This is a genomic window from Paraburkholderia piptadeniae, assembly GCF_900007165.1.
Taxonomy (GTDB): domain Bacteria; phylum Pseudomonadota; class Gammaproteobacteria; order Burkholderiales; family Burkholderiaceae; genus Paraburkholderia; species Paraburkholderia piptadeniae.
On record NZ_CYGY02000023.1, the window covers coordinates 125,346 to 151,886 of the forward strand.

The 26,541-nt window shown below is 63.3% G+C and carries 23 protein-coding genes; 9 read left to right on the forward strand and 14 right to left on the reverse strand.

The features are described from left to right. Positions 1-12: 12 nt before the first annotated feature. Positions 13-1,608 (reverse strand): MFS transporter, encoded by a 1,596-nt coding sequence (locus BN2476_RS10570; RefSeq protein WP_087734104.1) that lies wholly within the window; start codon positions 1,606-1,608, stop codon positions 13-15. A gap of 139 nt (positions 1,609-1,747) precedes the next feature. Between BN2476_RS10570 and BN2476_RS10575 the strand changes: the two genes are divergently transcribed. Beyond that, positions 1,748-2,587 carry an EcsC family protein gene (locus tag BN2476_RS10575; RefSeq protein ID WP_087734105.1) on the forward strand — a complete coding sequence of 280 codons (840 nt, stop codon included), beginning with the start codon at positions 1,748-1,750 and terminating at the stop codon, positions 2,585-2,587. Here BN2476_RS10575 and BN2476_RS10580 read toward each other — a convergent pair. From BN2476_RS10580 to BN2476_RS10615, 9 genes are all read right to left on the reverse strand, one after another. Next, positions 2,557-3,507 (reverse strand): alpha/beta hydrolase, encoded by a 951-nt coding sequence (locus BN2476_RS10580; protein ID WP_087734314.1) that lies wholly within the window; start codon positions 3,505-3,507, stop codon positions 2,557-2,559. The two genes, BN2476_RS10575 and BN2476_RS10580, sit on opposite strands and share 31 nt — an antisense overlap. 166 nt (positions 3,508-3,673) lie before the next feature. Then, complete coding sequence (locus BN2476_RS10585) at positions 3,674-4,108, reverse strand: CHRD domain-containing protein (protein ID WP_087734106.1); 435 nt, start codon at positions 4,106-4,108, stop codon at positions 3,674-3,676. 160 nt (positions 4,109-4,268) lie between these two features. After that, positions 4,269-8,729: an ATP-binding protein gene (locus tag BN2476_RS10590; RefSeq protein WP_087734315.1), complete on the reverse strand. Its 4,461-nt coding sequence runs from the start codon at positions 8,727-8,729 to the stop codon at positions 4,269-4,271. Positions 8,730-8,739: 10 nt separating this feature from the next. After that, positions 8,740-9,486 carry an aquaporin gene (locus tag BN2476_RS10595; RefSeq protein ID WP_087734107.1) on the reverse strand — a complete coding sequence of 249 codons (747 nt, stop codon included), beginning with the start codon at positions 9,484-9,486 and terminating at the stop codon, positions 8,740-8,742. 217 nt (positions 9,487-9,703) lie between these two features. Continuing rightward, entirely contained in the window at positions 9,704-10,345 is a 642-nt protein-coding gene (locus BN2476_RS10600; RefSeq protein ID WP_087734108.1) for a response regulator, read from the reverse strand. 86 nt (positions 10,346-10,431) lie between these two features. Then, the gene (locus BN2476_RS10605; RefSeq protein WP_087734109.1) at positions 10,432-11,142 is read right to left on the reverse strand and encodes a response regulator; all 711 of its coding nucleotides are present in this window, start codon (positions 11,140-11,142) and stop codon (positions 10,432-10,434) included. A 123-nt stretch (positions 11,143-11,265) separates the two neighbouring features. Beyond that, positions 11,266-11,919: a response regulator gene (locus BN2476_RS10610; protein WP_087734110.1), complete on the reverse strand. Its 654-nt coding sequence runs from the start codon at positions 11,917-11,919 to the stop codon at positions 11,266-11,268. Positions 11,920-12,275: 356 nt separating this feature from the next. Then, positions 12,276-12,587 carry a hypothetical protein gene (locus tag BN2476_RS45440; RefSeq protein WP_143810941.1) on the reverse strand — a complete coding sequence of 104 codons (312 nt, stop codon included), beginning with the start codon at positions 12,585-12,587 and terminating at the stop codon, positions 12,276-12,278. Beyond that, the gene (locus BN2476_RS10615) at positions 12,584-13,891 is read right to left on the reverse strand and encodes an MFS transporter (protein ID WP_235850788.1); all 1,308 of its coding nucleotides are present in this window, start codon (positions 13,889-13,891) and stop codon (positions 12,584-12,586) included. Before BN2476_RS10615 ends, BN2476_RS45440 begins: the two co-directional genes overlap by 4 nt. Before the next feature lie 99 nt (positions 13,892-13,990). Between BN2476_RS10615 and BN2476_RS10620 the strand changes: the two genes are divergently transcribed. The 7 genes from BN2476_RS10620 to BN2476_RS10650 all read left to right on the forward strand — a co-directional run bounded on the left by BN2476_RS10620 (position 13,991) and on the right by BN2476_RS10650 (position 20,589). Further along, positions 13,991-14,884 carry a LysR family transcriptional regulator gene (locus tag BN2476_RS10620; protein WP_087734112.1) on the forward strand — a complete coding sequence of 298 codons (894 nt, stop codon included), beginning with the start codon at positions 13,991-13,993 and terminating at the stop codon, positions 14,882-14,884. A 426-nt stretch (positions 14,885-15,310) separates the two neighbouring features. Then, complete coding sequence (locus tag BN2476_RS10625) at positions 15,311-16,033, forward strand: c-type cytochrome (protein WP_087734113.1); 723 nt, start codon at positions 15,311-15,313, stop codon at positions 16,031-16,033. Continuing rightward, the gene (locus BN2476_RS10630; RefSeq protein WP_087734114.1) at positions 16,030-17,370 is read left to right on the forward strand and encodes a c-type cytochrome; all 1,341 of its coding nucleotides are present in this window, start codon (positions 16,030-16,032) and stop codon (positions 17,368-17,370) included. The genes BN2476_RS10625 and BN2476_RS10630 overlap by 4 nt, the downstream gene beginning before the upstream one ends. 43 nt (positions 17,371-17,413) lie before the next feature. Then, entirely contained in the window at positions 17,414-17,596 is a 183-nt protein-coding gene (locus tag BN2476_RS10635; RefSeq protein WP_087734115.1) for a hypothetical protein, read from the forward strand. A 2-nt stretch (positions 17,597-17,598) separates the two neighbouring features. Further along, positions 17,599-18,171, forward strand: a complete 573-nt coding sequence (locus BN2476_RS10640; RefSeq protein ID WP_087734116.1) for a cupredoxin domain-containing protein — start codon at positions 17,599-17,601, stop codon at positions 18,169-18,171. Beyond that, positions 18,158-19,780 (forward strand): b(o/a)3-type cytochrome-c oxidase subunit 1, encoded by a 1,623-nt coding sequence (locus BN2476_RS10645; protein WP_087734117.1) that lies wholly within the window; start codon positions 18,158-18,160, stop codon positions 19,778-19,780. Before BN2476_RS10640 ends, BN2476_RS10645 begins: the two co-directional genes overlap by 14 nt. Continuing rightward, positions 19,780-20,589 (forward strand): c-type cytochrome, encoded by an 810-nt coding sequence (locus BN2476_RS10650; RefSeq protein ID WP_087734118.1) that lies wholly within the window; start codon positions 19,780-19,782, stop codon positions 20,587-20,589. The genes BN2476_RS10645 and BN2476_RS10650 overlap by 1 nt, the downstream gene beginning before the upstream one ends. 180 nt (positions 20,590-20,769) lie before the next feature. Here BN2476_RS10650 and BN2476_RS10655 read toward each other — a convergent pair whose 3' ends face one another. After that, positions 20,770-22,419, reverse strand: a complete 1,650-nt coding sequence (locus tag BN2476_RS10655) for a methyl-accepting chemotaxis protein (RefSeq protein ID WP_087734119.1) — start codon at positions 22,417-22,419, stop codon at positions 20,770-20,772. A 233-nt stretch (positions 22,420-22,652) separates the two neighbouring features. Further along, entirely contained in the window at positions 22,653-23,558 is a 906-nt protein-coding gene (locus BN2476_RS10660; protein WP_087734120.1) for a LysR family transcriptional regulator, read from the reverse strand. A gap of 135 nt (positions 23,559-23,693) precedes the next feature. Here BN2476_RS10660 and BN2476_RS10665 point away from each other — a divergent pair, with 135 nt between their 5' ends. Further along, a complete protein-coding gene (locus tag BN2476_RS10665) occupies positions 23,694-24,437 on the forward strand; it encodes an SDR family oxidoreductase (protein ID WP_087734121.1) in 744 nt (247 codons plus the stop codon). A 162-nt stretch (positions 24,438-24,599) separates the two neighbouring features. Here the strand turns inward: BN2476_RS10665 and BN2476_RS10670 are convergent, their stop codons facing one another. Together BN2476_RS10670 and BN2476_RS10675 are read right to left on the reverse strand one after the other, a co-directional pair. After that, positions 24,600-25,136 (reverse strand): single-stranded DNA-binding protein, encoded by a 537-nt coding sequence (locus BN2476_RS10670; protein WP_087734122.1) that lies wholly within the window; start codon positions 25,134-25,136, stop codon positions 24,600-24,602. A 136-nt stretch (positions 25,137-25,272) separates the two neighbouring features. Then, positions 25,273-26,460, reverse strand: coding sequence for an MFS transporter (locus tag BN2476_RS10675; RefSeq protein WP_087734123.1), 1,188 nt, complete (start codon positions 26,458-26,460; stop codon positions 25,273-25,275). Positions 26,461-26,541: the final 81 nt, after the last annotated feature.

The window sequence follows — 26,541 nt, forward strand, 5'->3', positions numbered from 1 at the left end:
CTGAAACACCGGTCAATCGACGTGGACGACCGGCTCGATCCGCTTGCGCAGCCTGACGGGCGGAACGCGCCGGCTTTGCCAGACCGCAAACACGGCGACCAGCGCGCCCAGCGCGAGACCCATATGAATCGCGCCGACCAGCGATTCGCGCGCCGACTCCAGCAGCACGGCGCCATTGTGTCCTGCGTGCGCGAGTTCATTCAAAAGCGTGTGCTGTCCATCGCGATTGACGAGAATCTGCGGATCGCCGAGATTGGCGAACCACTGGCTCGCGTGCTCGGCATCGAGCGCATTGCGCACGCCGCTCGCGTACATATGCGTGACGAGCGTGCCCGTCAGCGCCGTGCCGATCATGCCGCCGATCATTCGCAGCGATTGCAGCAGCGCCGTCGCGATGCCGAGATGCTCGCGGCCCGCCGTCTGCTGCGCAAACACGGTGAGATTCGGCAGCACGAAGCCGAGGCCGAGGCCGCCGAGCGTCATGAACAGCATCAGCAGCCAGTGCGGCATCGAACGCGTGGCGACCACTACGCCGAGCGACGCTGCGGCGAACAGTGCAAAGCCGATGTACAGCATCACGTTCGGATTCGGAATGCGCGACACGACGCGCCCGTTCGCGATGCTGCCAATCGTGATGAACACGACGAGCGGCGTGATCACGAGTCCCGCCTCGTTCGGCATCATGCCGAAGCCGCCCTGAAACAGCAGCGGCGCGTAGAACAGCAGCGAGAACATCGCGAAGCCGCCCAGCACGGCCAGCATGAAGAGCGCGGAAAGGCTCTGGTTGCGGAACATGTCGATGGGAAGAATCGCTTGCGGGAAGCGCTTTTCCCACTGCCACAGCGCAATCGCGCTGGCGACGCTGATCGCCAGCAACGCAACGGCCGACGCCGTCACGCCATGCTTCGGCAGAAGCTCGACGAAAAGCTGCAAGCTGCCGAGCGACAGCGCAATCAGCAGCGCGCCCGGCCAGTCGAGCCGCATCTTGCCTTCATGCACGACGTGCCGCAGGTGCGGCAGATACCGCCACACGAAGAACAGCGACAGCAGGCCGACAGGCAGATTCACATAGAACACCGAACGCCAGCCGTAGTACTGCGTCAGAAAACCGCCGAGCGACGGACCGACGGCATTCGCGATGCCGAATGCGGAGCTCATCAGCACCTGCCAGCGCAGGCGGACCACGGAATCAGGGAACAGATCGGGAATGCACGCGAACGCGGTGCCGACCAGCATGCCGCCGCCAATGCCCTGAAGGCCGCGCGCGATCACGAGGAACAACATGTCGTGCGCCGCGCCGCATAGCACGGAGGCCGCCGTGAACACGACGATCGACGCAATGACGAACGGCTTGCGCCCGTAGTAGTCGCCAAGGCGGCCGAAAATCGGCACGGTGATCACAGACGTCAGGAGATAGGACGTCGCGACCCACGCGTATAGCTCGAAGCCTTTCAGGTCGGCGACGATCGTGGGCAGCGCGGTGCCGACCACAGTCTGGTCGAGCGCGACGAGCATCGACACGAAAGAGACACCGAGCATCGCCAGCAACGATTCCCGGAACGGTAAAACTTGCCCACTCGAATGGTGAGCGGCAGTGTGTACGGCCATTTTTGATGGTGCAACTGTTGACGAGTCAACGATACGGAATCATACCACGCTGAAGAGTTCTAATCTTGCGTGCGTCGGGCATGCCGTTTTCGCCCGGAATGCGTAAGAAAATCGTCATCAGACGAAGTCAGGGAGATTCATGAATCCAGCCACGCTTGCCGCCACACTGCTTTCCACCGACGACCTCGCGGCTCTGCGCCGCGCGAAGCACGAACTCGAAACCCCCGCGCTGGCGATGAAACTGGCGGGCATTGTCGGGGCGCCGCTGGAAAAACTGATCGCGCGCATGCCGTCGATGGCGAGCGACAAGGTCAACGACGCGACGCAACTCGCGCTGCGCAAGTGTCTGCAAATCGCGCTGCGCACGCTCGGGCGACCGATTGGCGGTGCGCTCGGCGTCAGCGAACGGCCGAGCAATCTGCTGCACAAGTTCGCCGTCGCGACGACGGGCGCCGCGGGCGGCGCATTCGGACTGCTCGCGCTGCCCGTCGAACTGCCTGTCACGACGACACTGATGTTCCGCTCGATCTGCGACGTCGCGCGCAGCGAGGGCGAGGATCTGACGTCGATCGATACGCAGCTGCAATGTCTGACGGTGCTCGGCATGGGCCGCACGTCGAAAGCCGACGACGACGCCGACTACGGCTACTTCATCATGCGCGGCGCGCTGGCGCAGGCGGTGTCGAAGGCGTCATCGGAGATCGCGACGAAGGGATTCACCACGCACGGCTCGGCGGCCCTTTTGCGCCTCATGAATACGATCGCGTCGCGCTTCTCGGTGCAGGTCAGCGAGCAGATTGCGGCCAAGTCGATTCCGGCGATCGGCGCGGTGCTCGGCGCGATGGTGAACACCGTGTTCATCGATCACTTCCAGCAGGTCGCGCACGGCCACTTCACCGTGCGCAGGCTGGAGCGCCAGTACGGCTCGGAGGCCGTCCAGGCGGCGTATCAGGCAATCGACGTTTCGCTCGACGGATGAACGTTGCCCGGCACGCTCGTCACGCGCTGGAGGAAACGGGCGGCGAGATCGAGCGCGCGGCTCGCCTCCGGGATGAACGGCACCCACAGCTGCCATACGTGCGGCATCTTGCGCCAGATCTCGAAGTCGACATCGACGCCCGCCGCGCGCGCCTTGTCCGCGACCCGGCGTGAATCGTCGAGCAGGACTTCCGTGCTGCTCACCTGCATGAAGAGCGGCGGCAAGCCGCTCAGATCCGCGTAGAGCGGCGAAGCGTACGGATGCGTCGCGGGCGTGCCGCCTAGATAAAGCTTCGCAGCGCGCGCGACGGACGGACCATGGAACATCGGATCGACGCCGTCATTGGTTTCCAGCGACGCGCCTGTCGCGGCGAGATCGGTCCAAGGGGAAAACAGGATCGCGCCCGCGGGCAGCGAATCGCCTGCATCGCGCAACGCGACGAGCGTCGCGAGCGCGAGTCCGCCGCCAGCCGAATCGCCCGCGATCACGATCGATTCCGGCTTCGTCCCTTCTGCAAGCAGATGTCGATAGGCGGCGAGCGCATCGTCTAGCGCGGCAGGAAACGGGTGCTCCGGCGCGAGCCGGTAGTCGAGCGAGAAGACGCGCGCGTTGCTGCGCGTTGCAAGACCGAAAGAAGCCGCGCGATGTGTCTGCGGCGAGCAGAAGTAGTAGCCGCCGCCATGCAGGTACAGGATTGTCGCCGCGTGCTGGCCGTCTGCGCGCGTGAGCCATTCGCCGCGCAAGGGCCAGTCCTGCTCGCTGTACCGTTCGTGCAGCGCCCATCCGGGCGGCACGCGCGGCGTATAAGCGCGCTTCGCGGTCATCTTGCGCGCGCGTTCGGCGTTAATCGTCGGATGCCGCGTCTGCGGATGAAACTGACGGCGCAGAAACCAGCACGCCAAGGCGCTCTGCCAACTCATCGGAATGGCCTCCATCGACGGTTAAGCGTCATGGTACGTCGCTTTGAGCTGACTTCCGTCGAAGGAGACTCGAAGGCGGGTTTTATTGGCGCCGCAAATGGGCGCGCGCCGTTTGAAAAACGCGAGCGCCGGGAACGCTGTGGACGGTTCCGGCGAACACGTCCGCTCAATTCGCCGGCAGAAGCTGGCCGCGAATTTCACCCGATGGATTCAGCGCCGTGTGAACGTTGAAATACCACTGCCCCGCCATCAGGTCCGTGACCTGCTGTTCGGTCAGCGTCGCGGAACCTTTGATCGGACTGGCCAACGCGTTCTTGTCGATGGGCACCTGCACCTTCGCGTTCTGACCGACGGGCGCTGGACCGTGGAAGTGCGCCATCGTCACTGGACCCGACAGACCCTCGTAAGTCGCCATCCATTTGAGGGTTTTGGTCGACGTATCGAAAGTGGCATCCAATGCGCCGTGCCCATGACTCACGCGCGGCGGCACTTCGCTCGACGGTTCGAGGTCGGCCTTCAATTCGACCGTATCCGCACGCGCAACACCCGACGCCAGCGCCCACAGCACAGCCACCAAGCTCAGCTTTCGAATTGCAGTCATTGTTTTCTCCGAGTCTTTGCACGCGGCATCGGCGCATCGGCATGGCGGCCGATGCGCCGATGCCGCACGTAGCGCCAGCACATACTAGTGCAAATCGGAGCACCGCGTGTGACTCACACGCAGCAACGTAAGGCCTTGCAAAGCGCGAGGAAATGAGACCTTAGGCAAGCAGCGCAGCCTGCGCTTCGATGCCGTCGAGCATCGCATTGCACGTGCGCACGAGAGCCATGCCGTCGCTGCGCAGCATCTCCGGCGGCGCGATCGTCAACTGTCGACGATAGTGTTCGAGCGCGCGGAGCAACGGCGGATACTGCAACACGCCAACGGCGCCAGCGACACGATGATGCCATTGCCGCAGCTCCGCGACATCCGGCTCATGCAGCAACGCTGGCAACGCGCGCATGTCGTCGCGCACCGCGGACACGAACGCATCGAGCAACGACTTCACGGTCGATTCGCTGCCCCAGACCTGGGTCAACTGGCTGAGATCGACGGGGAGGAACGTCATGCTGCCGGCATTCTCGGGCCGCGTGTCGACCACGGGAACGCCTGACGCCTCGCCGGGCGCGCCGGTACGCGAGCTGTCCGCACCAAACCAGCGGCTCAGGTAGTCGCGCAACGTGGCGAGCCGCGTCGGCTTGATGAGGCAATCGTCCATACCGGCGTCGCGGCACGCCTTCAGATCTTCCGGCGCGGTGTTCGCGGTGATGCCGAGAATCGGCAGCCGCGCGCCCGTCAACGCCTCTTTCTCACGAACCGCTCGCGCGAGTTCGTAGCCGGACATCCGCGGCATGTGGCAGTCTGTAATGAGAAAGCCGTACGGTGTCGAACCAAGCGCTTCGAGGGCTTCGGCACCATCGTTGACGACGTCGCAGGCAAAGCCGAGCAGCGCCAGTTGATGGCGGATCAGTTCCTGGTTCACAGGATGATCCTCGGCGACGAGCACGAGACGACCGCTTGCGATCGCGCGTTCCCGATCCGGTGGCGCAACGACTCCTGCCTCTGCATCGCCAGGCTGACGCGCCGGCGTGGGCGACAGCCCCGTCAACGCCGCGGCGCAGGCCGCGCTCAGGCCGCGCCACGAGATCGGATTGATGCTCACGCGCACTGCGTTGTCGACAATCCGGTAGCCCGTCGGCTTGGGCTTCTCGGTCAAGACAACGACCTTCGCGCCGGACTGCTCGACGGCCGCGGGCACCTCGACGCGAACGTCGACGAAAACCAGATCGACGCCGCGTAGCGCTTGCGGATCGCTTAGTTCGCCGCGCGCCGGATCTGCGCAATGCGAATCGATGCCGAGCGCGGCGCCGAAGTGAATCAGCCCCTGCGCGACGGCCGCATCGGCAGTCGCGACGAGCCCGCGCTTGCCGCGCAATCCGCCCGCCGTGTAGTGCTCCGTTTCAAGCGGCATCAGCAGCCGCAGCTTCATGTGCGTGCCTTTGCCTTGTGTACTGGACAACGTGAGCGTGCCGCCCATCAACGCAACCAGTTTGCGGCAGATCGTCAGGCCAAGGCCCGTGCCGCCGAAGCGCCGCGTCGTCGACGATTCCGCCTGCACGAACGGCTCGAACAGCCGCGCCTGCACTTCGGGCGCGATGCCGATACCCGTATCGTCGACAGTGATCTCGACCGTCTGCCCGGCCTCGCTCTGCTCGACCACCACGACGCGCACGTCGACCTCACCTTGAGGCGTGAATTTGATCGCGTTGCCGAGCAGATTGAACAGGATTTGTCGCAGACGCACACTGTCGCCGCGCAGCGTCGCGGCCACCTGCGGCTCGATGTCGACGCGCACTTTCAGGCCTTTCTCATGTGCGCGTCCTGCCAGCAAGCCAACTGCCGTGTCGACAAGATCACGCAAGTCGATCGGCTCCGATTCGATGGTCAGCCGTCCCGCTTCGATCTTCGAGTAGTCGAGCAGGTCATCGAGAATTTGCAGCAGCGCGCCCGCCGACTCGTGAATCATGCGGAGCATCTCGCCCTGATCGGCCTCGAGCCGCGTGCGCTCCAGCACTTCGACGAGCCCGAGCACGCCGTTCATCGGCGTACGGATTTCGTGGCTCATCATCGCGAGGAAGTCGTCCTTTGCGCGCGAGGCGGCTTCGGCCAGGTCGCGCGCGTGCGCCAGTTCGTCGGCTCGCAACCGCTCGATGCTCGCGTCGACCCAATAGCCGCTCCAGACGGTCGCGCCCGACGGCTCGAGGCGCGGCACGAGCTCAGCCCGGACCCAGCGCTGCTCCGTCGGCCCGTCGATCCGGAATTCCAGGTGCACGGGCGCCGACAATTCCGCCGAGCGCTCCAGCTCCGAGACGACAACCGGCCGGTCGTCGACGCAGATGGTCGCGAAATCGAGTGCGCCCGTGCGCATCAGCGCTGCGCTGTCATAGCCGAGCAGATGCTTCGTATCGCCGCCGACGTAGGGGAACGTGTATTTGCCATCGAGCCCGCGGCGCAACTGGAACACCACGGCGGGCAGAGACGCCGTCACGTCGACGAGACGCCGCTGCGTTTCGCTCGCAAGCATTTCGGCGCGGCGGATGTCGGTGATGTCGACGACCGTGCCCAAAACACAGGAAGGCGCACCGTCGGCGCCATTGCAAACGCGCACACAAAACAGGCCATGCCGCGTATCGCCGTTGGGGTCTTCGAATTCGAGTTCGATCTGCGTAGGTATCCCGCTCGCCAGCGCGTCGTGCGTCAGCTGTTCGAGACGCACGCTGTTGTCATCACCCCACGCGCGGACGTCGGCGCTCGTGCGGGCCATGACCGCGTTGCGTCTAAGCCCGGTCGCTTCCTCGTAGGCACGATTGACGGCGATGTAGCGCCCGCGCAAATCCTTCGCGACAAACGGATACGGCATCATCTCCATCATCGTTTGCTGGAAGTTCAGTTGCGATTCGAGTTCGTGCTCCGTGCGTTCGCGCCGGGTGACTTCACGCTGCAACATCACGTACGCCCGCAGCGTCACCAGCAGCACGACGCCGATTCCGATCAGCACCGGCAACAGTCTTAGCGCGGTCACGCTCCAGCCGCCCTGCGCATGGACGTCGCCCGTCACCCACTTCTGACGGATACGCTGCCGCTCCGAGGCAGGCATCGCGAGCAATGCGCGGTCGATCAGCCCGGCCAGCGGCGCGAGGTCCGGGCGGACTGCGAAGCCGACCGCGTCCGGCTCGCGCACCGTGCCGACGATCTTCAGCACGCCAGCATATTGCTGCGTGAGCGCGGCATCGACTTCGGCGACATTGCCGACCAGCGCATCGGCGCGGCGGGAGGCTAGCGCCTTCAACGCCTCGTCCAGCCTCGCGGTAACGGTCACGCGCGCCGCGGATACGCCATACAGATGAAACGGCACCGAACCCTGGGTATGCGCCGACACCATCACACGGCGCGACGAGAAATCGTTGAGACTGCGTGCGGCAGGTTCGTTTTCGCGCGCCACGATGACGAGCGGGTAGGTTTCATATGGTTGACTGAACGCCGCTTGCGACAGCCGCGGATCGTTGCGCGTGGCGGTGGCGAGCACCGCGACGTTGCCACGGCCGAAGTCGGCAAGCGTCGCGAACCAGTCCTTCGCAGGCGCGCGATGGAAGGTAACGCCAAGCGTGCGCCCCAGATAGTCGAGGTAGTCTGCGGCGACGCCAGACGGTCTGCCCGTTTCATCGAGCGTACTGAATGGAGCCCAGTCGCTATCGAAGCCAACCGACAATGGCGGCAGCGACTGAAGCCAGACCTGCTCTTCTCGGCTCAGCACGAGATTGGGCACCGCCGAGGCAGGCCGTGCGTCGAAGCCGCCGCCGAGCCAACGCGCCCGAATGGCCGCTTCGTCTTCTGGTTGCATCGCTGCGAGTCCACGGTCCAGCTTGTCTCGCAGACCGCTCCTCGCAACAGGCACCGCGAAGCGCATCTCGCTGAACTGGCCGGTTTCCTCGAATGCAACGCTCAAACTGCGAAATTCGGGATCGGCCAGGTAATGCCGCACGGCGGGAGTGAAGCCGAAGTAGACGTCGTCGCTGCCCTGTTTGATCGCCCGCAATGCGGATGAGGTGTCGGCGAAGGAATCGATCCGCGCATGCGGAAATCGCTCACGCAACACCGAGCTGAGTGCAAAGCCGCGTTCGACGGCGACACGCGCGTTCTGGACCTGAGTCTGGCCGGACAACACCAGCGCGTTGCTGGCAAGCGTCACAGCGGAAGTCGAACCCCGAAAGTAAGGCACCGAGAACGACAGGCAATGCTCACGCTCCGGTGTGCGAGCGATGCTCATCAGCACGTCTACCCGGTTCGAACATGCCGCCGCGAGCAGTTGCTCCATATCGGGAAACGCTTTTGTCTCGATCTTCGTGTCCGGTCCGACAACCGCGTGCAGATAGTCGACGCTCAGGCCGGCTAGCATGCCCTCCTGAAACATCTCGAATGGTGACCAGCCGTTTGCGAGCACGCCGACAACCAGCCTCGATGGAAACGCGAGCGGATCGCGTCCAGGTGCCGCGTACGCCGGTTGGCCGCACAGCATCGACAACAGCGCGAGGCTGCTCGCGAGCGCTCGGCAGATACGGATCAGCGTGGCACCGAATGCGAAGCCGGAGAGCGAACGGGTGGAAACGCACGACCAAAGCATGTTCGCGCACTCAGGCCGACTTGCCGTGCCCGTCCCCGCGCGAAGACGGCGCAAGTGCATCGTGCGGATGACGGAGCAGATACGAATGCAGCAAGCCTGCAAGCATGCCACCCGCCAGCGGCGCCGCCCAGAACAGCCACAACTGGTCGAGCGCCCAGTCGCCGACGAAGAGCGCTGGCCCCGTCGAACGCGCGGGATTGAGCGACGCGTTGGTCACAGGTGTCGCGACGATGTAGCTCAACGCCAGCCACACGCCTGTAACCAGTGGACCAAGCAATCTCGCCGCCCTACCGTCCGACGTCAGCATGCGCGCCGTGACGAACGCGAAGGACATCGCGAGTTCGACGGCCAAAGCGGAGTGGAGTTGAAAGTCAGCGGGAGAATGATCGCCGTATCCGTTGGCGCCAAACTCGCTAGCCGCAAGGGCGAAGCCGGGCCGGCCGCCTGCGACATAGGCAAGCAACGCGGCGCCAGCGATCGCGCCGAGAACCTGCGCGGCAATATACGGAGCGAGATCGCGAACCGGAAATCGCTGAGCCGTCACAAAGCCGACCGTGACGGCGGGATTGAAGTGAGCACCTGAAAAACGCCCGAACACATAGGTCGCCGTAGCCAGCGCAAATCCAAATGCGAGCGGCACGACCAGCATGTTGCTGCCTTGCGCGCCCGCATTGAGCACAGCCGTGCCGCAACCCACGAATATGAGCCACGCCGCTCCGGCGCCCTCGACGATCAACCGCTTCCCCAGCCCTGACATGCATCCTCCCGTAACTGCGCCACCCGATAAGTCCACGGGCTAGCCTCATTGATGCGCTCGGTGTCGATTGATTTGCATGGCGAATCAATGGCATGGCGCCACGCCCCGCGAATCGGGGACAACAGAGAATTGTTTGCCTAGCCGAATAAAGGCGGAATCAGACAACTCCGAAAAGCGGTGGCACATGCAAAGGGCGCACTAGGCTCGCGAAATGCGCTCACGTGAGCCCGATCTGGCAGGCGTAGTCGATAACGTCGGCTTCCGTTTCCAGCCCCAACTTGCGCATCGCGTTGCGCTTTTGCGTGCTGATCGTCTTGGCGCTGCGGTTGAGCCTGACGGCAATCTGACCGATCGTCATGCCGCTTACGTACATCGTGAACACTTTCCACTCGCATGCACTTATGACGCCCACCCTGGGCTGAGGCGTGCCTGCCTGCGCGATTGCGGTTCGGGCGTGATCGGACAGATAGCCCTGCCCGGTCAGTGCTGCGTCAATTGCGTGGACGAGCGACGACGTGATGTCGCGCTTGTCGACGACGCCCGCAACGCCATGCTGTAGCAACCCCACCAGGATGGACGCCTGATGGATCATGGTGAGCACCACGACAGGCAACTGTGGCGCGTGATGCAACAGACGCCTCAGAAACTGGATCGCATTGCTCTCGCCGTCGATACCCGGCATGCCGATATCCGACACGACGACGTCACACGCGCGAGAATCGAGCAAATCGGCGAGTCCTTGCGTATCGGACGCCTCGCCGACTATCGACACGTGCGTGATCTGATTGAGCAAAAACCGGATGCCATCGCGCACACAGGCGTGGTCATCGGCCACGATGACGCGAATCTTGTTTTCCATCTTTTTGTATTCTTGTTAGTCGACCGCCGTCGCATATCGCGCTTCCCCTCGGACGGTCGCTTTGCCACGTTCGCAATGCCAGTGCGTCAGGCTCTTGCGGCCATCCGTCCTTCGGCGCCCGATTGGTCGCCCGGCACGAGACCATGCTCGACTGCGAACCTGAACAGATCGGCATCGCTTTGCAGCGACAGCTTGCGCATCGCCGTGCATTTCTGAGCGCTGATTGTCTTGACGCTTCGTCCGAGCCTCAGCGCGATCTCGGTCACGCCGCGTCCCGACGCGTAGTGCGTCAGCACTTCGAGTTCGCGTCTCGATAGAACCTGTCGTACATAGTCGATGCGGCGCGACAGCGTGGCTTCGGCCAGTAGCGCACGAATTGCAGGACCGACATAGCATTCGCGCGCCAGCGCCGTGACGATCGCCACGTGAATCAGATCGATGCGATCGCGCTTGCTGATCACGGCACCCACGCCAAGTCCGATCACTTTTTGCAGCACATCGGCTGTGACCTCCATGGTCAATACGACGACGACCACATCGGGATGACGCTCCCTGAACTGACGGACCATTTCGATACCATCGCCATGCGTGCCGCCCGGCATATACAGATCCATGACGACGAGATCACATTTGACGCGCTGCGCCTCGGCGAACAGTTCGGATGAGTCTGTAGCTTTGCCCACCAGTTCAATGTTCGGAAAGCCGGACATCAAGTTCTCCATCGCGAGCAGGACCAGTGGATGATCGTCGGCGATGATGGTGCGGATCGGCAGTGTCACGTCCTTTCTGATGTTCACGACGTGGGTCCCTCCTTTGCTCTAGCTTGGTATCGATGTGGTAGGCGCTATGCCCGCGAGATTCAGACATTCAACTACACGCAGACATAAGAGTTCTCTGAAAGTGACGAATCAGATAATCAGTTAGCAATCCGTGATACGCCTTTGTACAAGACCGTACGCGCGCACGAACGCGAAGAGTCCGGGGTCGTTGCTGACGCCGAGCTTCGCCATTGCATCGCGCTTCTGCCGGCTGATCGTCCTGACATCGCGTCCGAGTTCGCGAGCGATTTCCGAGATCGACTTGCCGCGCACGAACATCCGGATGACTTCCGCCTGACGCGGCGACAGATGGCGCATCGGTGACATGCCGAGCGGCTCGCCGCTCGCGTCTGCCAGTGTTTGCAGGATCGACCGGCTGACGTAAGAGCGATTCATGCCGGCTGCGCGGATGGCCGACGCGAGTTCGTCCATCGATTCGCTCTTGTTGAGCATGCCGATCACGCCGTCCGACATGATCGAGCGGAGAATGGCGGCGTTGGTCAGACTCGTCAGCACGACGATGCGCACTTCCGGCCAGCGCGTGCGAATGCGCCGGATGAGTCGCAGCCCGTCGTCGCAGTCGCCGGACGAATCGGGCATGGTCAGGTCCGTTACGAGCACGTCGCATGGCGTTTTCTCCATCAATTGCACGAGTGACGAAGGACTCGTCGCCTCACCGACGACAGTGAAGCCTCCTTGCGCCATCAGAGTGGCCCGGATACCGAGCAGAACAAACGGGTGATCGTCTGCCAGCATGACTCGAAGGTTCACTGTTGCCGCCTTGCCCTGTTATTGGTTTATATCTGTCAGCGCCGAAACGCCCATTTCAAAGTAACGTCGAAACAGGCCCGCTTTACGGCAACGCTTGCGACATATAACGAATCGTGTTCCGACGAACAGAATCAAAACATCCGCGGGAAAAATGGAATATCAGAGAGTTCCGAATCAATGTCTGATTCAAGGATAATTTGAAAATTTCGTTGAGAATTACCGCTTTCAAACGATTTCACGATGAATACGCTTATCCGTTTTCAGCGAATCGTTTCCGAAATTTCAAAACAGGCGTTAGGAAGCAGCAGCGCGAATACGGCCGACGCACGGAGCCACAAGGCTTAGCGCACCTCTCTCATGGCTGCCTGCCTAGGCACGCTTGGATTCAACATTGAAAAATAGGCAATCCACATCTTCACGGTCGCCAAATATACGCTCAAAAGAGAAGCCCCCTGGAAGCACGAATCAGAAAAACCAATTTCTAAAATAAATCTGACTTTCGTGACAGACAATTCAGACTCAACGGAAGGTTTTTCAGTCACCAGATTAATTCGATCAATCGCGCATAAACCAATAACCGCAAAAATAAAAAGGCGTTCAGCACGTGGCTGAACGCCTAAACCCAAATCGGTGAAATGCGACCCGACGATCACGCCCTGACGCGCGATCCATATCCTGCAGCACGCGACGGACGCGGAAACACCGGCAACGCAAGCAACGCGCAAACGCTCGCAATCGCCCACACGGCTGGCCAAGACGTCGCCGCGAGCAGCGGAGGAATCGCGAGCGGCGTGACGAATAGCGTCATGAACGCGCATGTGTTGCCCATCGCGAGAGCCGTGCCTGCGCGGCGCGTCCCGGCGAGTGTCGCGAGTTCGGTGTAGGCCACGCCGTGCCAGGCAGAGGCGCTCACGCCGCCGAGCACGATCATCACCGCGAGCGCGACAGTCGTCCATCCGTGCCTGCCACCCACACCAGCCGCGATCAGCGCGAGCGATGCGAAGAGCAGCGCCGTCAGCACACTGCAGGCGCGCATGTACTGGCGTCTGTTGCCGTGCCGGTCGGTCCATCGGCCGCTCCACACGCGAGCGACGGCCGCGCCCGTCTGCACTGCGGCCATCGTCGCGCTGATCGCGAGCACGCCGACGCGGCCGAAGTCGTGCAGAAAGACCGTCGCGAACGTGACGACGGCGAGTTGCGGCACACACAGCACGCCGATACCCAGCGCCACGCGCCACACGCCGATGTCGCGCAGCGGCGAAACAGGCTGTGGCTGTGAATCCGCGCCTTCGTCGTCGATGGCCGCTTGATGCGCTTCGCGCGCAGCCGCGACGGGCGGCTCATGCAGCCAGCGCCACGCGAACCATGCCGTCACGGCGCACAACGCAGCAAGCACGCCATACACGGCGACGAACCCAACGTGCGCAGCGAGCGACGGCAGCATCATCGCGCCGAGTCCTCCGCCTGTGGGGACGGCCGTTTGCCGGATGCTCATCGCGAGTCCGCGCTCGCCTTCGCGAAACCACGCCATCACCGCGCGTCCGCTCGACCCGTTGACGCTTCCGCCGAGCAACCCGACGGCGAGCAGTCCCAGCGCAAGCGGCACGATGCCCGGCGCACCGGAGGCGCGCGGCACGACGAAGCCCGCCATCGCGGCGAGCGCCGCCGCCGTCGTCAACAGGCCGAGCAGCAGCACGCGCCGGTCGCCCCAGCGATCGGTGAGCAGCCCCCACGGCAGTTCGCTGACCGCGATCCCAAGGCCCAGCATGCCGAGCACGACGCCGAGCCCGCCATTGCCGATGTGATAGCCGTGGCGCAAAAAAACCGCCGTCGTCGGGATGCCCGAGAACGCTGCCGAAAAACTCGCGTTCGCGGCAAAGCCGACACCGAGCACCTTCCATCGATGATTGGCGCGCACGCCGCCTGAACTTCCAGTTCGATCAACCACTTGTCCCACGATTGCCTCCGCATCAGTTCCGGTGACGGCAATGCTAGGGTTGGACGATCAATCGGAAAAGCGGGAAAATAAGATGCCATCCATCGGAGAATCCGAAACATGAACCAGCGTGCGTTCGACCTCGCGCAATTGCGCACCTTCGTCGCCGTCGCGGAAGCGGGCAGCGTATCGGCGGGTGCGGAACGCGTGTTCCTGTCGCAATCGTCGGTGAGCGAGCAATTGAAGAAGCTCGAAGAGCGCGCCGGCCAGCCTCTTTTCCTGCGCGGCAAGCAGGGCGTCACAGCGACGCCGGCGGGCGCGAAGCTGCTCGACCACGCGCGTCGCATTCTGGCGATGAGCGAAGCGGCGTTCGAAGACCTGCAAGGCCGTTCGCTAGACGGCGAGTTGCGCATCGCGATCACCGACTACTATCGTCCGCACGATGTCGCGCGCGTGCTGAAGATGTTCTCCGAACAGCATCCGCGCCTGCGTCTGCATGTGACCGTGCTGCCGAGCGCAGTGATCGACAGCAGCGTCGAAGACGACGCCACGTTCGACATCGGCCTGTCGCTGCGCATCATGGCGCCGGGCACGAAGCGCGCTACGGGTGGCAACGCGCGCGCATCGAGTACCGTCGTGCGGCGCGAGAAGCTCGTATGGGCGATGTCGGCCGATGCCGATCCGCAGCATCTCGCCGCGCCCTTTCATCTGGTGCTGCTGCCCGCGACATGCCAGTTGCAGCGCTTCGTAGTCAGATTGCTCGACGAACGCGACGTGCCATACCTCGTGTCGCATTCGGCTTCGGGCATGGCCGGGCTTCAGCTCGCACTGAAGGCAGGTCTCGGCATCTCGTGTCTGAATGAATCGTCGATCGGCTCGGGCATGGTGCCGTGTCCGCCGGCCGTCGGCCTGCCTGAGTTGCCTTCAGTCGAATTCCATCTGTTGCCGGCGCGCCCAGGCGAAAGCGCACTGGTCAGCAATGCGCGCGCAGCGTTCACGCGGCTGCTTGCATGACGCAACGGTCGTGTCCGCAAACGGGGCAATGACCGCATTTCGTGCGGCATTCTTTCTGGCATTCGTTGAAAGCACGCAGATTGCCTCCTATGATGGTTGCAATGCCAGCGTCATCGTGATGCTCTAGCTTGTCGGTTCTGCGGCAAGCCTGTTCGTGTGCGGAGTCGAAGCCGCTTCGCAGCCGCACGAGGCAGCGGTTTGGTAAAACATCGTAAAACCTGGCAAAACCGTCCCCTATTCTGCATCTTTTTGCGAACTTGAATACACTGTCGGCGCAGCGCGTCGGACGGACAAGCAGCAGCCATTCGATTGACATAAGTCACATACGTGACTGAGGCGACCAAGCAGTATTGAAGAGAGCGACCCGCCTCTTCAAAGGGTGTTCACACAACGAATCTAGAAACCCATTTCCCTACGAGGCCACTCGTGCATCGCAGAACCGTCGGCTCTTCGATCCTGTTGCTGATTTGCGCCATTTGCACCTTGTGTGCGCGGCCTTCGATTGCCGCCTCGAACGACGTACCGCCGCCGTCGGCTATGGACGAAAAAATGCACGCCTGCACGACCTGTCACGGCGTGCAGGGCCAGGGGCGCAACAACGACTACTTCCCCCGCATCGCCGGCAAGCCCGCGGACTATCTGTTCAACCAGCTGACTGCATTCCGCGACGGCGGCCGCACGTATCCGCCGATGGGCTATCTGCTCGCGTTCCTGCCTGACGACTATCTGCGCAAGATCAGCCAGTACTTTGCCGATCGTCAGCCGCCTTATCCGAATCCCGATACCAACCCGCTGCCTCAAGCGACGCTCGACTACGGCAAGCAGCTCGTCATGCAAGGCGACACGAAGCGCGGCATTCCCGCGTGCGCCGCGTGTCACGGCGAGCACCTGACGGGACAACAGCCCGGCATCCCGGGCCTGCTCGGCCTGCACGCGAGCTATATCGCCGGACAGATGGGCACATGGCGCTCCGGCACGCGTCATGCGCTCGCGCCCGACTGCATGCACTCGATCACCGTCAAACTGAACGACAAGGACATCACCGCGGTATCGAGCTGGCTCGCGCGCCAGCCGCGGCCCGCCGATCCGCGTCCCGTGCCGCGACTGCCCGGCAAGCTGCCATTGGCATGTGGGAGCCAACCGGAATGAAGACTCTCTCCTCTCGCTCCGTCAATCGCATGCAACGCGCCGCCCGCATCACGCGCCGCGCGACGATCTCATTGGTCGCAGGCACCGCGCTTGCGCTCGCTGCCATCGCCCCGCAATCTCCGTTCGTCAGCGCTGCTTATGGAGCGGGCGCGGCCACGCCCGCAGCCGCCGGCGCGCGTCCCGAACAGGTCGTGCGCGGCGAGTATCTTGCGCGCGCGGGCGATTGCGTCGCGTGTCACACCGCGCCGCGCGGCAAGACGTTCGGCGGCGGTCTCGCGATGGAAACGCCGTTCGGCACGCTCTACACGCCGAACATCAGCCCCGACAACGAGTACGGCATCGGCAAATGGACTGCCGACGATTTCTTCAAGATGATGCGCACGGGCAAGAGCCCGGATGGCAAGCTGATCTATCCGGCCATGCCGATTGCGCAATACACGAAGGTCACGCGCGAAGACTCCGACGCGATCTTCGCGTATCTGAAGTCGGTCGAGCCCGTGCATCAGGCGAACCGCAAGCATGCCCTGCGCTTCCCGTTCAACCAGCGCGAGCTGTTGATCGGCTGGCGTTCGCTGTACTTCCGCGAAGGCGAGTTCCAGCCGAACCCGACGCGCTCCGTCGAATGGAATCGCGGCGCATATCTGGTCGAAGGGCTCGGCCACTGCACGATGTGCCACACGAAGATCAATCTGCTCGGCGGCTCGTCGAAGAGCGAGCAGTTCGCGGGCGGCCTTATCCCGGTGCAGAACTGGTACGCGCCGTCGCTCACCTCCGACAAGGACGGCGGCCTCGGCGACTGGAGCATCAAGGACATCGTCGATCTGCTGCAGGCGGGCATCTCCGATCGCGGCGCGGTCTATGGCCCGATGGCGGAAGTGACGTACCACAGCCTGCAATACATGACCGACGACGACGTGAAGGCGATGGCCGTCTATCTGAAGACGCTGCCCGACAACGATCCGGGCCGCAAGACGGGCCCATCGGCGACTGTCAAGCCTGCCGTATTCGAATCCGGCCAGCACATCTACATGACGAAGTGCGCGATGTGCCACGGCGACAACGGCGAAGGCAAGCTCCAGCATTACCCGCCGCTCGCGCGCAACCAGTCGATCGAAATGGATTCGGCCGTCAACCCGATCCGCATCGTGCTCAACGGCGGCTTCCCGCCGGGCACGCGGCGCAATCCGGAGCCCTATGGCATGCCGCCGTTCGCGCAGGAACTGAACGACGCCGACGCCGCCGCTGTTGTCACCTACATCCGCACGGCCTGGGGCAATCACGGCCAGCCCGTGACGGCGAAACAGGTCAACGAGTTGCGCAAGGCGCCGCTGCACTGATCACGCTTCACTGACACAAACCCTGTCCTCGGAGACTTCGCAGATGGACCCTAACGATCACTCCGGCGACCACTACGGCAACGCTTCGGACGACGAAGTCGAACGCATCGTCGCGCAAGGACCGAACGGCGCGATCGCGGTCGCGGGCGTCGCCGCCGTGGTCGTCCTCGCGATCTGGATCGGCTTCTACTTTCTCGTGTTCCTGCCGCGCGGCGTCATTCACTGATCATGTCGACCCAACCTTCCCATTCTCCAGACAGCGGTCATGCCGTCTCCGTGCGCTCGGAACGGCGCTGGGCGTACTTCGTCATCGCGATCGTCGTGTTCATGCTCGTCCTCGTCGTGTACTCGGGGCTGCACTGGGCAATGATGCCGCCGTCGCGCGTCGAGACCATCGATCCGTCGCGGCTGCAGATGTCGGGTGAATTCGTCGAGAGCAATCTGGGCAGCGCCGTCGAGCCCGACGGTTCCGTCGTCGTGCGCTTCATCGCGCAGCAGTACTCGTTCACGCCGCAGTGCCTGCTGGTGCCCGCCGACACCGACATCACCTTCCGCACGACGAGCGCCGATGTCGTGCACGGCCTGCTCGTCACCGACACGAACATCAACACGATGGTCGTGCCCGGCTACGTCGCGACGTTTTCCTCCTCCTTCGACAAACCCGCCGACCATCTGATGCCGTGCCACGAGTTCTGCGGCTTCGGCCATCAGACGATGTGGGCGCACGTGAAGGTCATCGACAAGGCTGCCTTCTTCGAACAGGCAAAACAACATCGGAGGCTCAGCTGTGTTTCACGCTAAGCGACTCGTTCTCGCGCACTTCTGGCTCGCGTTCATCTCGTTCGGGGTCGCGCTGCTGCTGGGCGCATGGCAGATGCTGGTGCGCAGTCCGCTGCATCCGTGGATCGGCGAACCGGAGCTTTACTACCGTTCGGTGACGGCGCACGGCACGGTGATGGCCTATGTGCTGCCCACGCTGGTCGCGATGGGCTTCGGCTACGCGATCGTCGAACTCGCGCTGCAACAGGCGCTCGTCGGCTTGAAGTGGGCATGGGCCGCGCTGATCATGCTCGCGATCGGCGCGGTGATGGCAATCGTGCCCGTCGCGGCCGGCCAGGCGTCGGTGCTCTTCACGTTCTATCCGCCGATGATCGGCAGCCCGTTCTATTACCTCGGCGTGGTGCTCGTCGTCGTCGGCTCGTGGATCTGGGTCGTGCTGATGGGCATCAACCTGCGCATCTGGAAGCGCGCGAACCCGGGCAAGCCGGTGCCGCTCGCGATGTATGCGAACGTCGCGGGCGCGTATCTGTGGGCGTGGACGGCCGTGGGCGCGGCACTCGAAATCCTCTTCCAGATCCTGCCCGTCGCGCTCGGCCTCAAGACGACCATCGATGCCGGTCTCGCGCGTGTGCTGTTCTCGTGGACGCTGCACGCGATCGTCTACTTCTGGCTGGTTCCGTCGTATATCGCGTACTACACGCTGGTGCCGCGCGCAATCGGCGGACGGCTGTACAGCGATTCGATGGCGCGCGTGTCGTTCATCCTGTTCCTCGTGTTCGCGATGCCGATCGGCATTCACCACCTGTTCGCCGATCCGCAAGTGGGCGCGGGCTTCAAGTTCGTGCATGCCGTGTTCACGGGCATGGTGTCGGTGCCGACGCTGCTGACCGTGTTCACGATCTGCGCATCGGTGGAAATCGCCGGACGGCTGCGCGGCGGCAAGGGCGCATTCGGCTGGCTGAAGGCGTTGCCGTGGGACAACCCGATGATGCTCGTCATCGCGTTCTCGTTCATCATGCTCGGCTTCGGCGGCGCGGGCGGGCTCATCAACATGAGCTACCAGCTCAACGAGACGATTCACAACACGCAGTGGGTCACGGGCCACTTTCACCTGATCTTCGGCGGCGCAATCGTCATCATGTACTTCGCGATCGCGTATGAACTGTGGCCGCAACTGACGGGCCGCGCGATCGGCTCGCTGAACCTGATCCGCTGGCAACTGTGGCTGTGGTTCATCGGCATGATGGTCGTCACGCTGCCTTGGCACTACGTGGGTCTGCTCGGCGCGCCGCGCCGGATGGCCTACTACGACTACAGCAATCCCGCGATTGCGCCGCAAGCGGTCTGGGTTGCCGTCTCGGCATTCGGCGGTCTGATACTCGTGATCTCCGGACTGCTGTTCCTCTACATCCTCGCGAAAGCGCAGTTCGGTGCGATCGAACAGCCGAAGCAGTTCCGCTTCAGCGCGCCCGTGCATCCCGTCGAGCGCGTGCCTGCCGCGCTGAACAGCTTCGGCCTGTGGGTCGCGCTGATGATCGGCCTGACGGTCGTGAACTACAGCGTGCCGATCGCGCAGTTGCTCGGCTTGCAACAGACGTCCGTGCCGGCCGTCGCAGTGGGAGCACGGTGATGAGCGACGAACGCGTATTCAGCTTCAGCAACCGATGGTTCACGTCGGGCGTCGGCGGCGTGATTGCGATTGCTGTCGTGTCGATTCTGATCGGCTTCATCTGGCTGCCGTCGAAGCATCCCGACTTCACGCAACGCGGACTCTGGGCGGCGATTTGCAGCGCGGCGGGCGCGCCGTCGTCGTGGTATTCGCAAAACGAGAACATCGCGGGCCCGGCGCCCAGCAATGTGGTCGTGCTGCCGCCCGCGCCGCCGTTGAGCCGCCCGAGTCCCGATGCCGTCTCGGTCGGGCGCGGCGCGACGCTCGCGCAGAACTGCTCGATGTGTCATGGCGTAGAGAGCCTGATTCAGGTCACGGCGCCCGTGCTCGCGGGGCAGTACGCGGACGTGATCTACAAGCAGTTGCGCGACTATCAGAGCGGCCAGCGCATGAACTCGATCATGCAGCCCATCATCCGTCATCTGAACGACCGCGACCTGCACGATCTCGCGAACTACTACTCGACGCTGCCGCGCCCGCCCGCCGTCGAAAAGGGCACTGTCGACGACGCGAGCATCCGCAAGCTCGTCAACGAAGGCTCGCCGATGCGCAACATCGCGCCGTGTGCCGCGTGTCACGGCGAGCGCGACCGCAAGGGGTCCGCGCCGTGGCTGGGCGGGCAGTCATCGGTGTATATGGCGGCGCAGTTGCGCGCCTTCGCCAACGGCGATCGTCATAACGACGTCAACGAGCAGATGCGCAACGTCGCGCGCAACATGACGCCGGAAGAAATCGACGGCGTGGCGAAGTACTACGCGGTGCGGCCCTAAGGCCCTAAGCTGCCGCAAAAACAAACGGCGGTGCAAGCGTCGAAGGCTTGCATCGCCGTTCTCTTTTGCGTCGATGATGAAGCGCGAGCAAGTGACGCTTCGCCTCCTCTTCACGCACCCTGATCCGTCGGCGATGCAAAGACGTGAGCTACGTCTTTGCGATTCCATTCGCCAACATGCCTAGACGGCGTCGGCTGTCTCCAGCGACACGTCCAGATCCGGCTTCTGCGCGACGGCGCGACGCGCAACGGGACGCGGCGAAGAAGCGCGCGTGCTGTCGGTGCGGAACACGGCGACGGCCTCCGTGAGATGCCGCGCCTGCTCTTCGAGCGAACTGGCGGCTGCCGCGGCCTGCTCGACGAGCGCGGCATTCTGCTGCGTCACTTCGTCCATCTGCGCGACCGCGACGTTCACCTGATCGATGCCCGTGCTCTGCTCGTTTGCCGCTTCGGCGATCTCGTTCATGATCGCGCTGACGCGCGCAATCGCGTCGACGATCTCCGTCATTGTCGAACCCGAACGCTGGACGAGATCGGCGCCCGCCGTCACACGTTCATTCGACGTACCGATCAAGCCTTTGATCTCCTTCGCCGCTGCCGCGCTACGCTGCGCAAGCGAACGGACTTCGCTCGCGACGACCGCAAAGCCGCGCCCCTGTTCGCCTGCGCGCGCGGCTTCGACGGCGGCGTTCAACGCGAGGATATTGGTCTGGAACGCGATGCCCTCGATCACGCCGACGATATCGGCGATACGCCGCGAGTCGTCGACGATCTGCTGCATCGTGCCCACCACCTGCTGCGTGAGTTCGCCGCCTTGCGCCGCGAGCGTCGATGCGCCTTGCGCGAGCGAGCTGGCCTGCTTCGCGTTGTCGGCCGTCTGCTTGACCGTCGACGTGAGTTCTTCGATGCTCGCCGCCGTTTCTTCGAGCGAGGCCGCCTGCTCTTCCGTGCGCTGCGACAGATTCGTATTGCCCGCCGCGATTTCGCTCACGCCTGTGTCGATCGAATCGGTGCTGTGGCGCACCGTGTTCACCGTCGCGATCAGCGACTCCTGCATTCTGCGCAGCGCCGCGGCGAGGCGGCCCATTTCGTTGTCGCCGGTATTCTCGATACGGCCCGTCAGGTCGCCGTGCGCGATGCGCTGGAACTGCTTGATGGTGGCATCGACGGGATGCACGATCGCGCGAACCATCACGACGCGTCCAATCCACGCGAAGATCAGCGTGCCCGCCATGCCGATCGCAACAGCGATACACACGGCATAGAACAGCTGCTGGGCATCCTGGTAGCGCTTTTCGGCGTGATCGAGCTGTAGCTTTTCGAGCGTCAGCATCGGCTTTTCGTAGGCGCTGTACAGCGGCGACAGCTTGTGCCCCTGCAACTGGTGGAACATCTCCTTGTCGCGGGCCTTGAGCGCCGCCATTGCAGGTTCGACGCCTTCGCGCAGGAACGTATCGCGCTTTTCCTGCATCTCCTTGATGAGCCGCTGCTCGTCGGCGTCATTGCTCGCATTGCGAAGGAAATTGGCGAGACGTTCGTTCGACACCTTCAGATAGGTATCGAACCGCTTGAGTACCGCGCCGGCGCCTTCCTGGTCATTCAGTTCGTTGAGCGATGAATACGTCGCGAGCGAGAGGCGCAGGCGAAGCAGCTGGCCCGCGCTGCCTTCGAGATCCGCGACGGCGGGCGTGTCGACCGTATACATCCGCTGCAACGACGCATTGCTTGCACGCAACGAGAGCAGCCCCGCCGCCGCGCCGATCAGCAATACGATGCCGAACAGCACGATCATCAACGTAAGGTACGTACGAATCGAAAGACCTTTCAACATGAAGCATGTCTCCTATGGCCGCCTGACCGGAATCTCCAGTGTTCCGTGACAGGATTGCTGCGCCCGGCCGCCAGGCAAGGTCCGCAACTCGATTGAACATTAAGCAGATGCACCACATCGCCAGTTACGGCTGATTTGGCGAAAACTTTATGGCCTGTCGGAAAGCTTTCTGTCGGAGGGCCGCCAGGCTTGATCTCACGCAATCTCGCCCGGAACATCGGGCGTGTCGCGGATCAGCCGACCTTGAGTCCGCCCGCCGCTTCGAAGATCTCGCGGAGCCATTGCGCGAACGCGCGCACGCGCGACGACAGCTGGCGGCTTTGCGGATACAGCACGGTGACGGGCATCGGCGGCGGCGGAAATTGCGGCAGCACGACGACGAGACTGCCCGCGGCGAGCTCGTTCAGCGCCCGATAACGCGGCACCTGCACGAGACCGAGTCCGGCAACAGCCGCGCCCGTGTACAGATCGGCGCCCGTCACCGACACGATCGCCTGGAGATTCACTTCGACCACGCGTTCATCGACGGTGAATTCGAGCGGCATTGCGCTGCCTGTCGCGCTCGATATGTAGTTGACAGCGCGATGCGTGGCAAGCGCGGCGAGATCGGCTGGCAGGCCATGCCGCTCCAGATATGCGGGGCTCGCGAGCGTCACCTGCTCCAGCCGCGCGACGCGCCGCCCCACCATCGACGAATCCTGCAGTTTGCCCGCCCGCAGCACGCAATCGACGCCTTCGCGCACGAGATCGACAAGCCGGTCGTCCTCGCCGATATGCAGTTCGATGCCCGGATAGCGTTCGAGAAAATCCGGCAACGCCGGAACGATGAAGTGCCGCGCAAGCGTGCCCTGCAAGTTCACGCGCAACAGCCCCTTTGGCGCGGCGTCGCGAAACGAGCCTTCGGCCTCTTCCATGTCGGCGAGCAGGCGCACGCAGCGCCGGTAATACGCTTCGCCGTCAGGCGTGAGGCGCACGGTGCGCGTGGTGCGCTCGAGCAGCCGCGCGCCGAGCCGCTGCTCCATCCGCTTCATCAGGTTCGTGACGGTGGCGCGTGGAATCTGCAGATCGTCGGAGGCACGCGTGAAGCTCAGCCGCTCGGCGATGCGGACGAACACCTGCATTTCCTGGAAACGGTCCATGGCGGCTTGCTGCGCGGTCTGCTGCGGCGCATTGTTGAAGTGAATGGAACGATGGTAGCAACTCTCGGCCGATTATCTCTTCCACGAAATATCCGATCATCCTTTCACCAAATCACTACTTCGAGGAACGGCATCATGAACAACGTGAAGAATGGCAAGGTGGCTATCGTGACGGGCGCATCGCGCGGCATTGGCGCGGCCATCGCGCGGCGGCTCGCCAGCGATGGATTTGCGGTCGTCGTCAACTACGCGGCGAGCTCGAAGGAAGCCGACACGCTCGTCGAGGAACTGAAGGCGCAAGGCGCGGCCGCGATTGCGGTGAAAGCGGACGTGTCGAACGCCGACGACGTGCGCCGCATGTTCGAAGCGACTGAGCAGCAGCTGGGCAAGGTCGACGTGCTCGTCAACAACGCGGGCATCATGAAGACGCTGCCGCTCGCCGACACCAGCGATGCGCTCTACACGCAGACGTTCGACATCAATGTGCGCGGCACTTTCAATACGCTGCGCGAAGCGGCGGCACGGATGAACAACGGCGGGCGCGTCATCAATTTTTCGAGCACGACGCTCGCGCTGAACATGCCGGGCTACGCGATCTACAACGCGACGAAGGCGGCCGTCGAAGCGTTCACGCATGTCTTTGCCAAAGAACTGCGCGGCCGCGATATCACCGTGAATGCGGTCGCGCCGGGGCCCGTCGCGACGGCGCTGTTCCTCGAAGGCAAGACGGAGGAGCAGATCCAGAACTTCGCCAAGATGCCGCCGCTGCAACGGCTGGGACAACCGGAGGATATTGCGTCCGTGGTCTCGTTTCTGGCGGGGCCGGATAGCGCGTGGGTCAACGGGCAGATTCTGCGGGCGAATGGAGGGGTGGCTTGAGGCTGGGGGCGGGGCTTCGTTTAATCCTTCCCTTGTCCTTGCTCTTGCAACAGTCGCGACAGGCGTGCGCATAAAAAAACACCCCGCTCGAAGGCGGGGTGTTTTCCTGTTCGTTCGACGCGCGATGTTTCGCTGCGCCGGACTGTTTTTGTGCGGGACGAGTCAAAACGGAATATCGTCGTCCATCTCGTCGAAGCCGCCGCCAGCCGGCGCGCTCGGACGGCTCTGACCGCCGCCACCGCCGCCGCCCGACGCACGGCCACCCCCGCCACCGCCCGACATGCGGCCGCCGCCGCCGCCACCGCGCTCCATCGACTCGCCGCGGCTATAGCCGCCGTCATCGCCACCGCCGCCGCCCGAACCGCTGCGGCCGCCGAGCATCTGCATCTGATCAGCGACGATTTCCGTCGAGTAACGGTCGGTGCCGTCCTGCGCCTGATACTTGCGCGTGCGGATACGGCCTTCGATATACACCGACGAGCCCTTCTTCAGGTACTCCGACACGATCTCCGCGAGGCGCCCGAAGAACGACACGCGGTGCCACTCGGTCATTTCCTTGAATTCGCCCGACTGCTTGTCCTTGTAGCGATCGGTCGTGGCAAGGCGGATGTTCGCCACTGCGTCACCGCTCGGAAGGTAACGGACTTCCGGATCGGCGCCGAGATTGCCGACGAGAATGACCTTGTTCACGGATGCCATGAGTTTCTCCTGTTGATTCCGTTTCCGGCGACGCGGCACCGATGGCTTTCTACGCCATGGCCGCCTGTGTCAATGTCCGGAAAGCGCGTCCGCGCCCCGTTTGACCGCCGCCTATAAATTCGTGCCGTAAAAAGACTTATGCTTTGCGCGGCGGCTGCTTCATGTTTGCGGCGATTATAAGCCAGCAAAACACAAGCCCAGAACACGCAAAGAAAACAGCGCTTTGTCCATCCACTTTCAGCAGCCAGCCGCCAATCACGCCGCCCATTGCAAGGCCGATCGACTGAGTCGTGTTGTAGACGCCGGCCGCCGCGCCCTTGCGATTGCCCGGTGCCAGTTTCGACACCAGCGAAGGCTGCGATGCTTCGAGAATATTGAAGCCAAGAAAGTAGATAAACAGGATCGCCGCCACAGCCATAATGGTATGCGCTGCAACGCCGAGAAGTAACTGGCCGATCAGGATAAGACCAATCGCACCCAGCAGCACGGCCTTCATCTTGCCGCGCTTTTCGGCGGCGATGATCGCGGGGACCATCATCACGAACGCCAACCCCATCACGGGCAGGTAAATCTTCCAGTGCGACGCGACGGGCAGACCGCCCGCTTCGAGAATGCGCGGCACGACGAGGAAAAGCGCCGTTTGCGTCGCGTGCAGCACGAGCACGCCGAAATTGAGGCGCAGCAGCTCCCGGTTGTGCAGGACTTCGCGGAACGGCGCGGGCACGTGCACGGGCTTCGGCGCATCCGGCACGACCCACAGCACGACGCCGATCGCCAGGATCGAGAACACGCCGACGAGCGCGAACAGTCCGCTCATGCCGACCCAATGGAACACAATCGGCGCGCCGACGATCGCGACCGCGAACGACACGCCGATCGATCCGCCGACCATGGCCATCGCCTTCGTCCGATGCTCTTCGGCCGTCAGGTCCGCGATGAACGCGATCACCGCCGACGACACCGCGCCCATCCCCTGAATCACCCGCCCGACGATGATCCACGTCATGTCGTGCGCGAACGCGGCAACGAAGCTGCCGAGCGCGAAAATCAGCAGGCCCGTCGCGATGACGGGCTTGCGGCCGACCTTGTCCGAGATCCAGCCATAGAAGATGTAGAGCAGCGATTGCGTGACGCCATACGCACCGAGCGCAATGCCGACGAGCAGCACGTTGTCGCCGCCGGGAATCGTCTTCGCGTAGATCGAGAAGACGGGCATGATCATGAAGAGACCCAGCATGCGCAGCGCGAAGATCGCGGCAAGCGACACGGTCGCGCGCAGTTCATGCGCGCTCATGCGTGAAGAAGTGGCGGACGGATTGGACATCGGGAGCGATATTCGAATGAACGGACGGCGAACCGCGTGGGTCCGCATGCACAGCTTCTGACGCGTGCAGCGCTTGCGCCG

Bases quoted from the DNA above. Each gene is read 5' to 3' on its own strand.
- BN2476_RS10570 (WP_087734104.1), bottom strand. From the start codon at position 1,608: ATGGCCGTACACACTGCCGCTCACCATTCGAGTGGGCAAGTTTTACCG.
- BN2476_RS10575 (WP_087734105.1), top strand. From the start codon at position 1,748: ATGAATCCAGCCACGCTTGCCGCCACACTGCTTTCCACCGACGACCTC.
- BN2476_RS10580 (WP_087734314.1), bottom strand. From the start codon at position 3,507: ATGAGTTGGCAGAGCGCCTTGGCGTGCTGGTTTCTGCGCCGTCAGTTT.
- BN2476_RS10585 (WP_087734106.1), bottom strand. From the start codon at position 4,108: ATGACTGCAATTCGAAAGCTGAGCTTGGTGGCTGTGCTGTGGGCGCTG.
- BN2476_RS10590 (WP_087734315.1), bottom strand. From the start codon at position 8,729: ATGCTTTGGTCGTGCGTTTCCACCCGTTCGCTCTCCGGCTTCGCATTC.
- BN2476_RS10595 (WP_087734107.1), bottom strand. From the start codon at position 9,486: ATGTCAGGGCTGGGGAAGCGGTTGATCGTCGAGGGCGCCGGAGCGGCG.
- BN2476_RS10600 (WP_087734108.1), bottom strand. From the start codon at position 10,345: ATGGAAAACAAGATTCGCGTCATCGTGGCCGATGACCACGCCTGTGTG.
- BN2476_RS10610 (WP_087734110.1), bottom strand. From the start codon at position 11,919: ATGCTGGCAGACGATCACCCGTTTGTTCTGCTCGGTATCCGGGCCACT.
- BN2476_RS10620 (WP_087734112.1), top strand. From the start codon at position 13,991: ATGAACCAGCGTGCGTTCGACCTCGCGCAATTGCGCACCTTCGTCGCC.
- BN2476_RS10630 (WP_087734114.1), top strand. From the start codon at position 16,030: ATGAAGACTCTCTCCTCTCGCTCCGTCAATCGCATGCAACGCGCCGCC.
- BN2476_RS10635 (WP_087734115.1), top strand. From the start codon at position 17,414: ATGGACCCTAACGATCACTCCGGCGACCACTACGGCAACGCTTCGGAC.
- BN2476_RS10640 (WP_087734116.1), top strand. From the start codon at position 17,599: ATGTCGACCCAACCTTCCCATTCTCCAGACAGCGGTCATGCCGTCTCC.
- BN2476_RS10650 (WP_087734118.1), top strand. From the start codon at position 19,780: ATGAGCGACGAACGCGTATTCAGCTTCAGCAACCGATGGTTCACGTCG.
- BN2476_RS10655 (WP_087734119.1), bottom strand. From the start codon at position 22,419: ATGTTGAAAGGTCTTTCGATTCGTACGTACCTTACGTTGATGATCGTG.
- BN2476_RS10660 (WP_087734120.1), bottom strand. From the start codon at position 23,558: ATGGACCGTTTCCAGGAAATGCAGGTGTTCGTCCGCATCGCCGAGCGG.
- BN2476_RS10665 (WP_087734121.1), top strand. From the start codon at position 23,694: ATGAACAACGTGAAGAATGGCAAGGTGGCTATCGTGACGGGCGCATCG.
- BN2476_RS10670 (WP_087734122.1), bottom strand. From the start codon at position 25,136: ATGGCATCCGTGAACAAGGTCATTCTCGTCGGCAATCTCGGCGCCGAT.
- BN2476_RS10675 (WP_087734123.1), bottom strand. From the start codon at position 26,460: ATGTCCAATCCGTCCGCCACTTCTTCACGCATGAGCGCGCATGAACTG.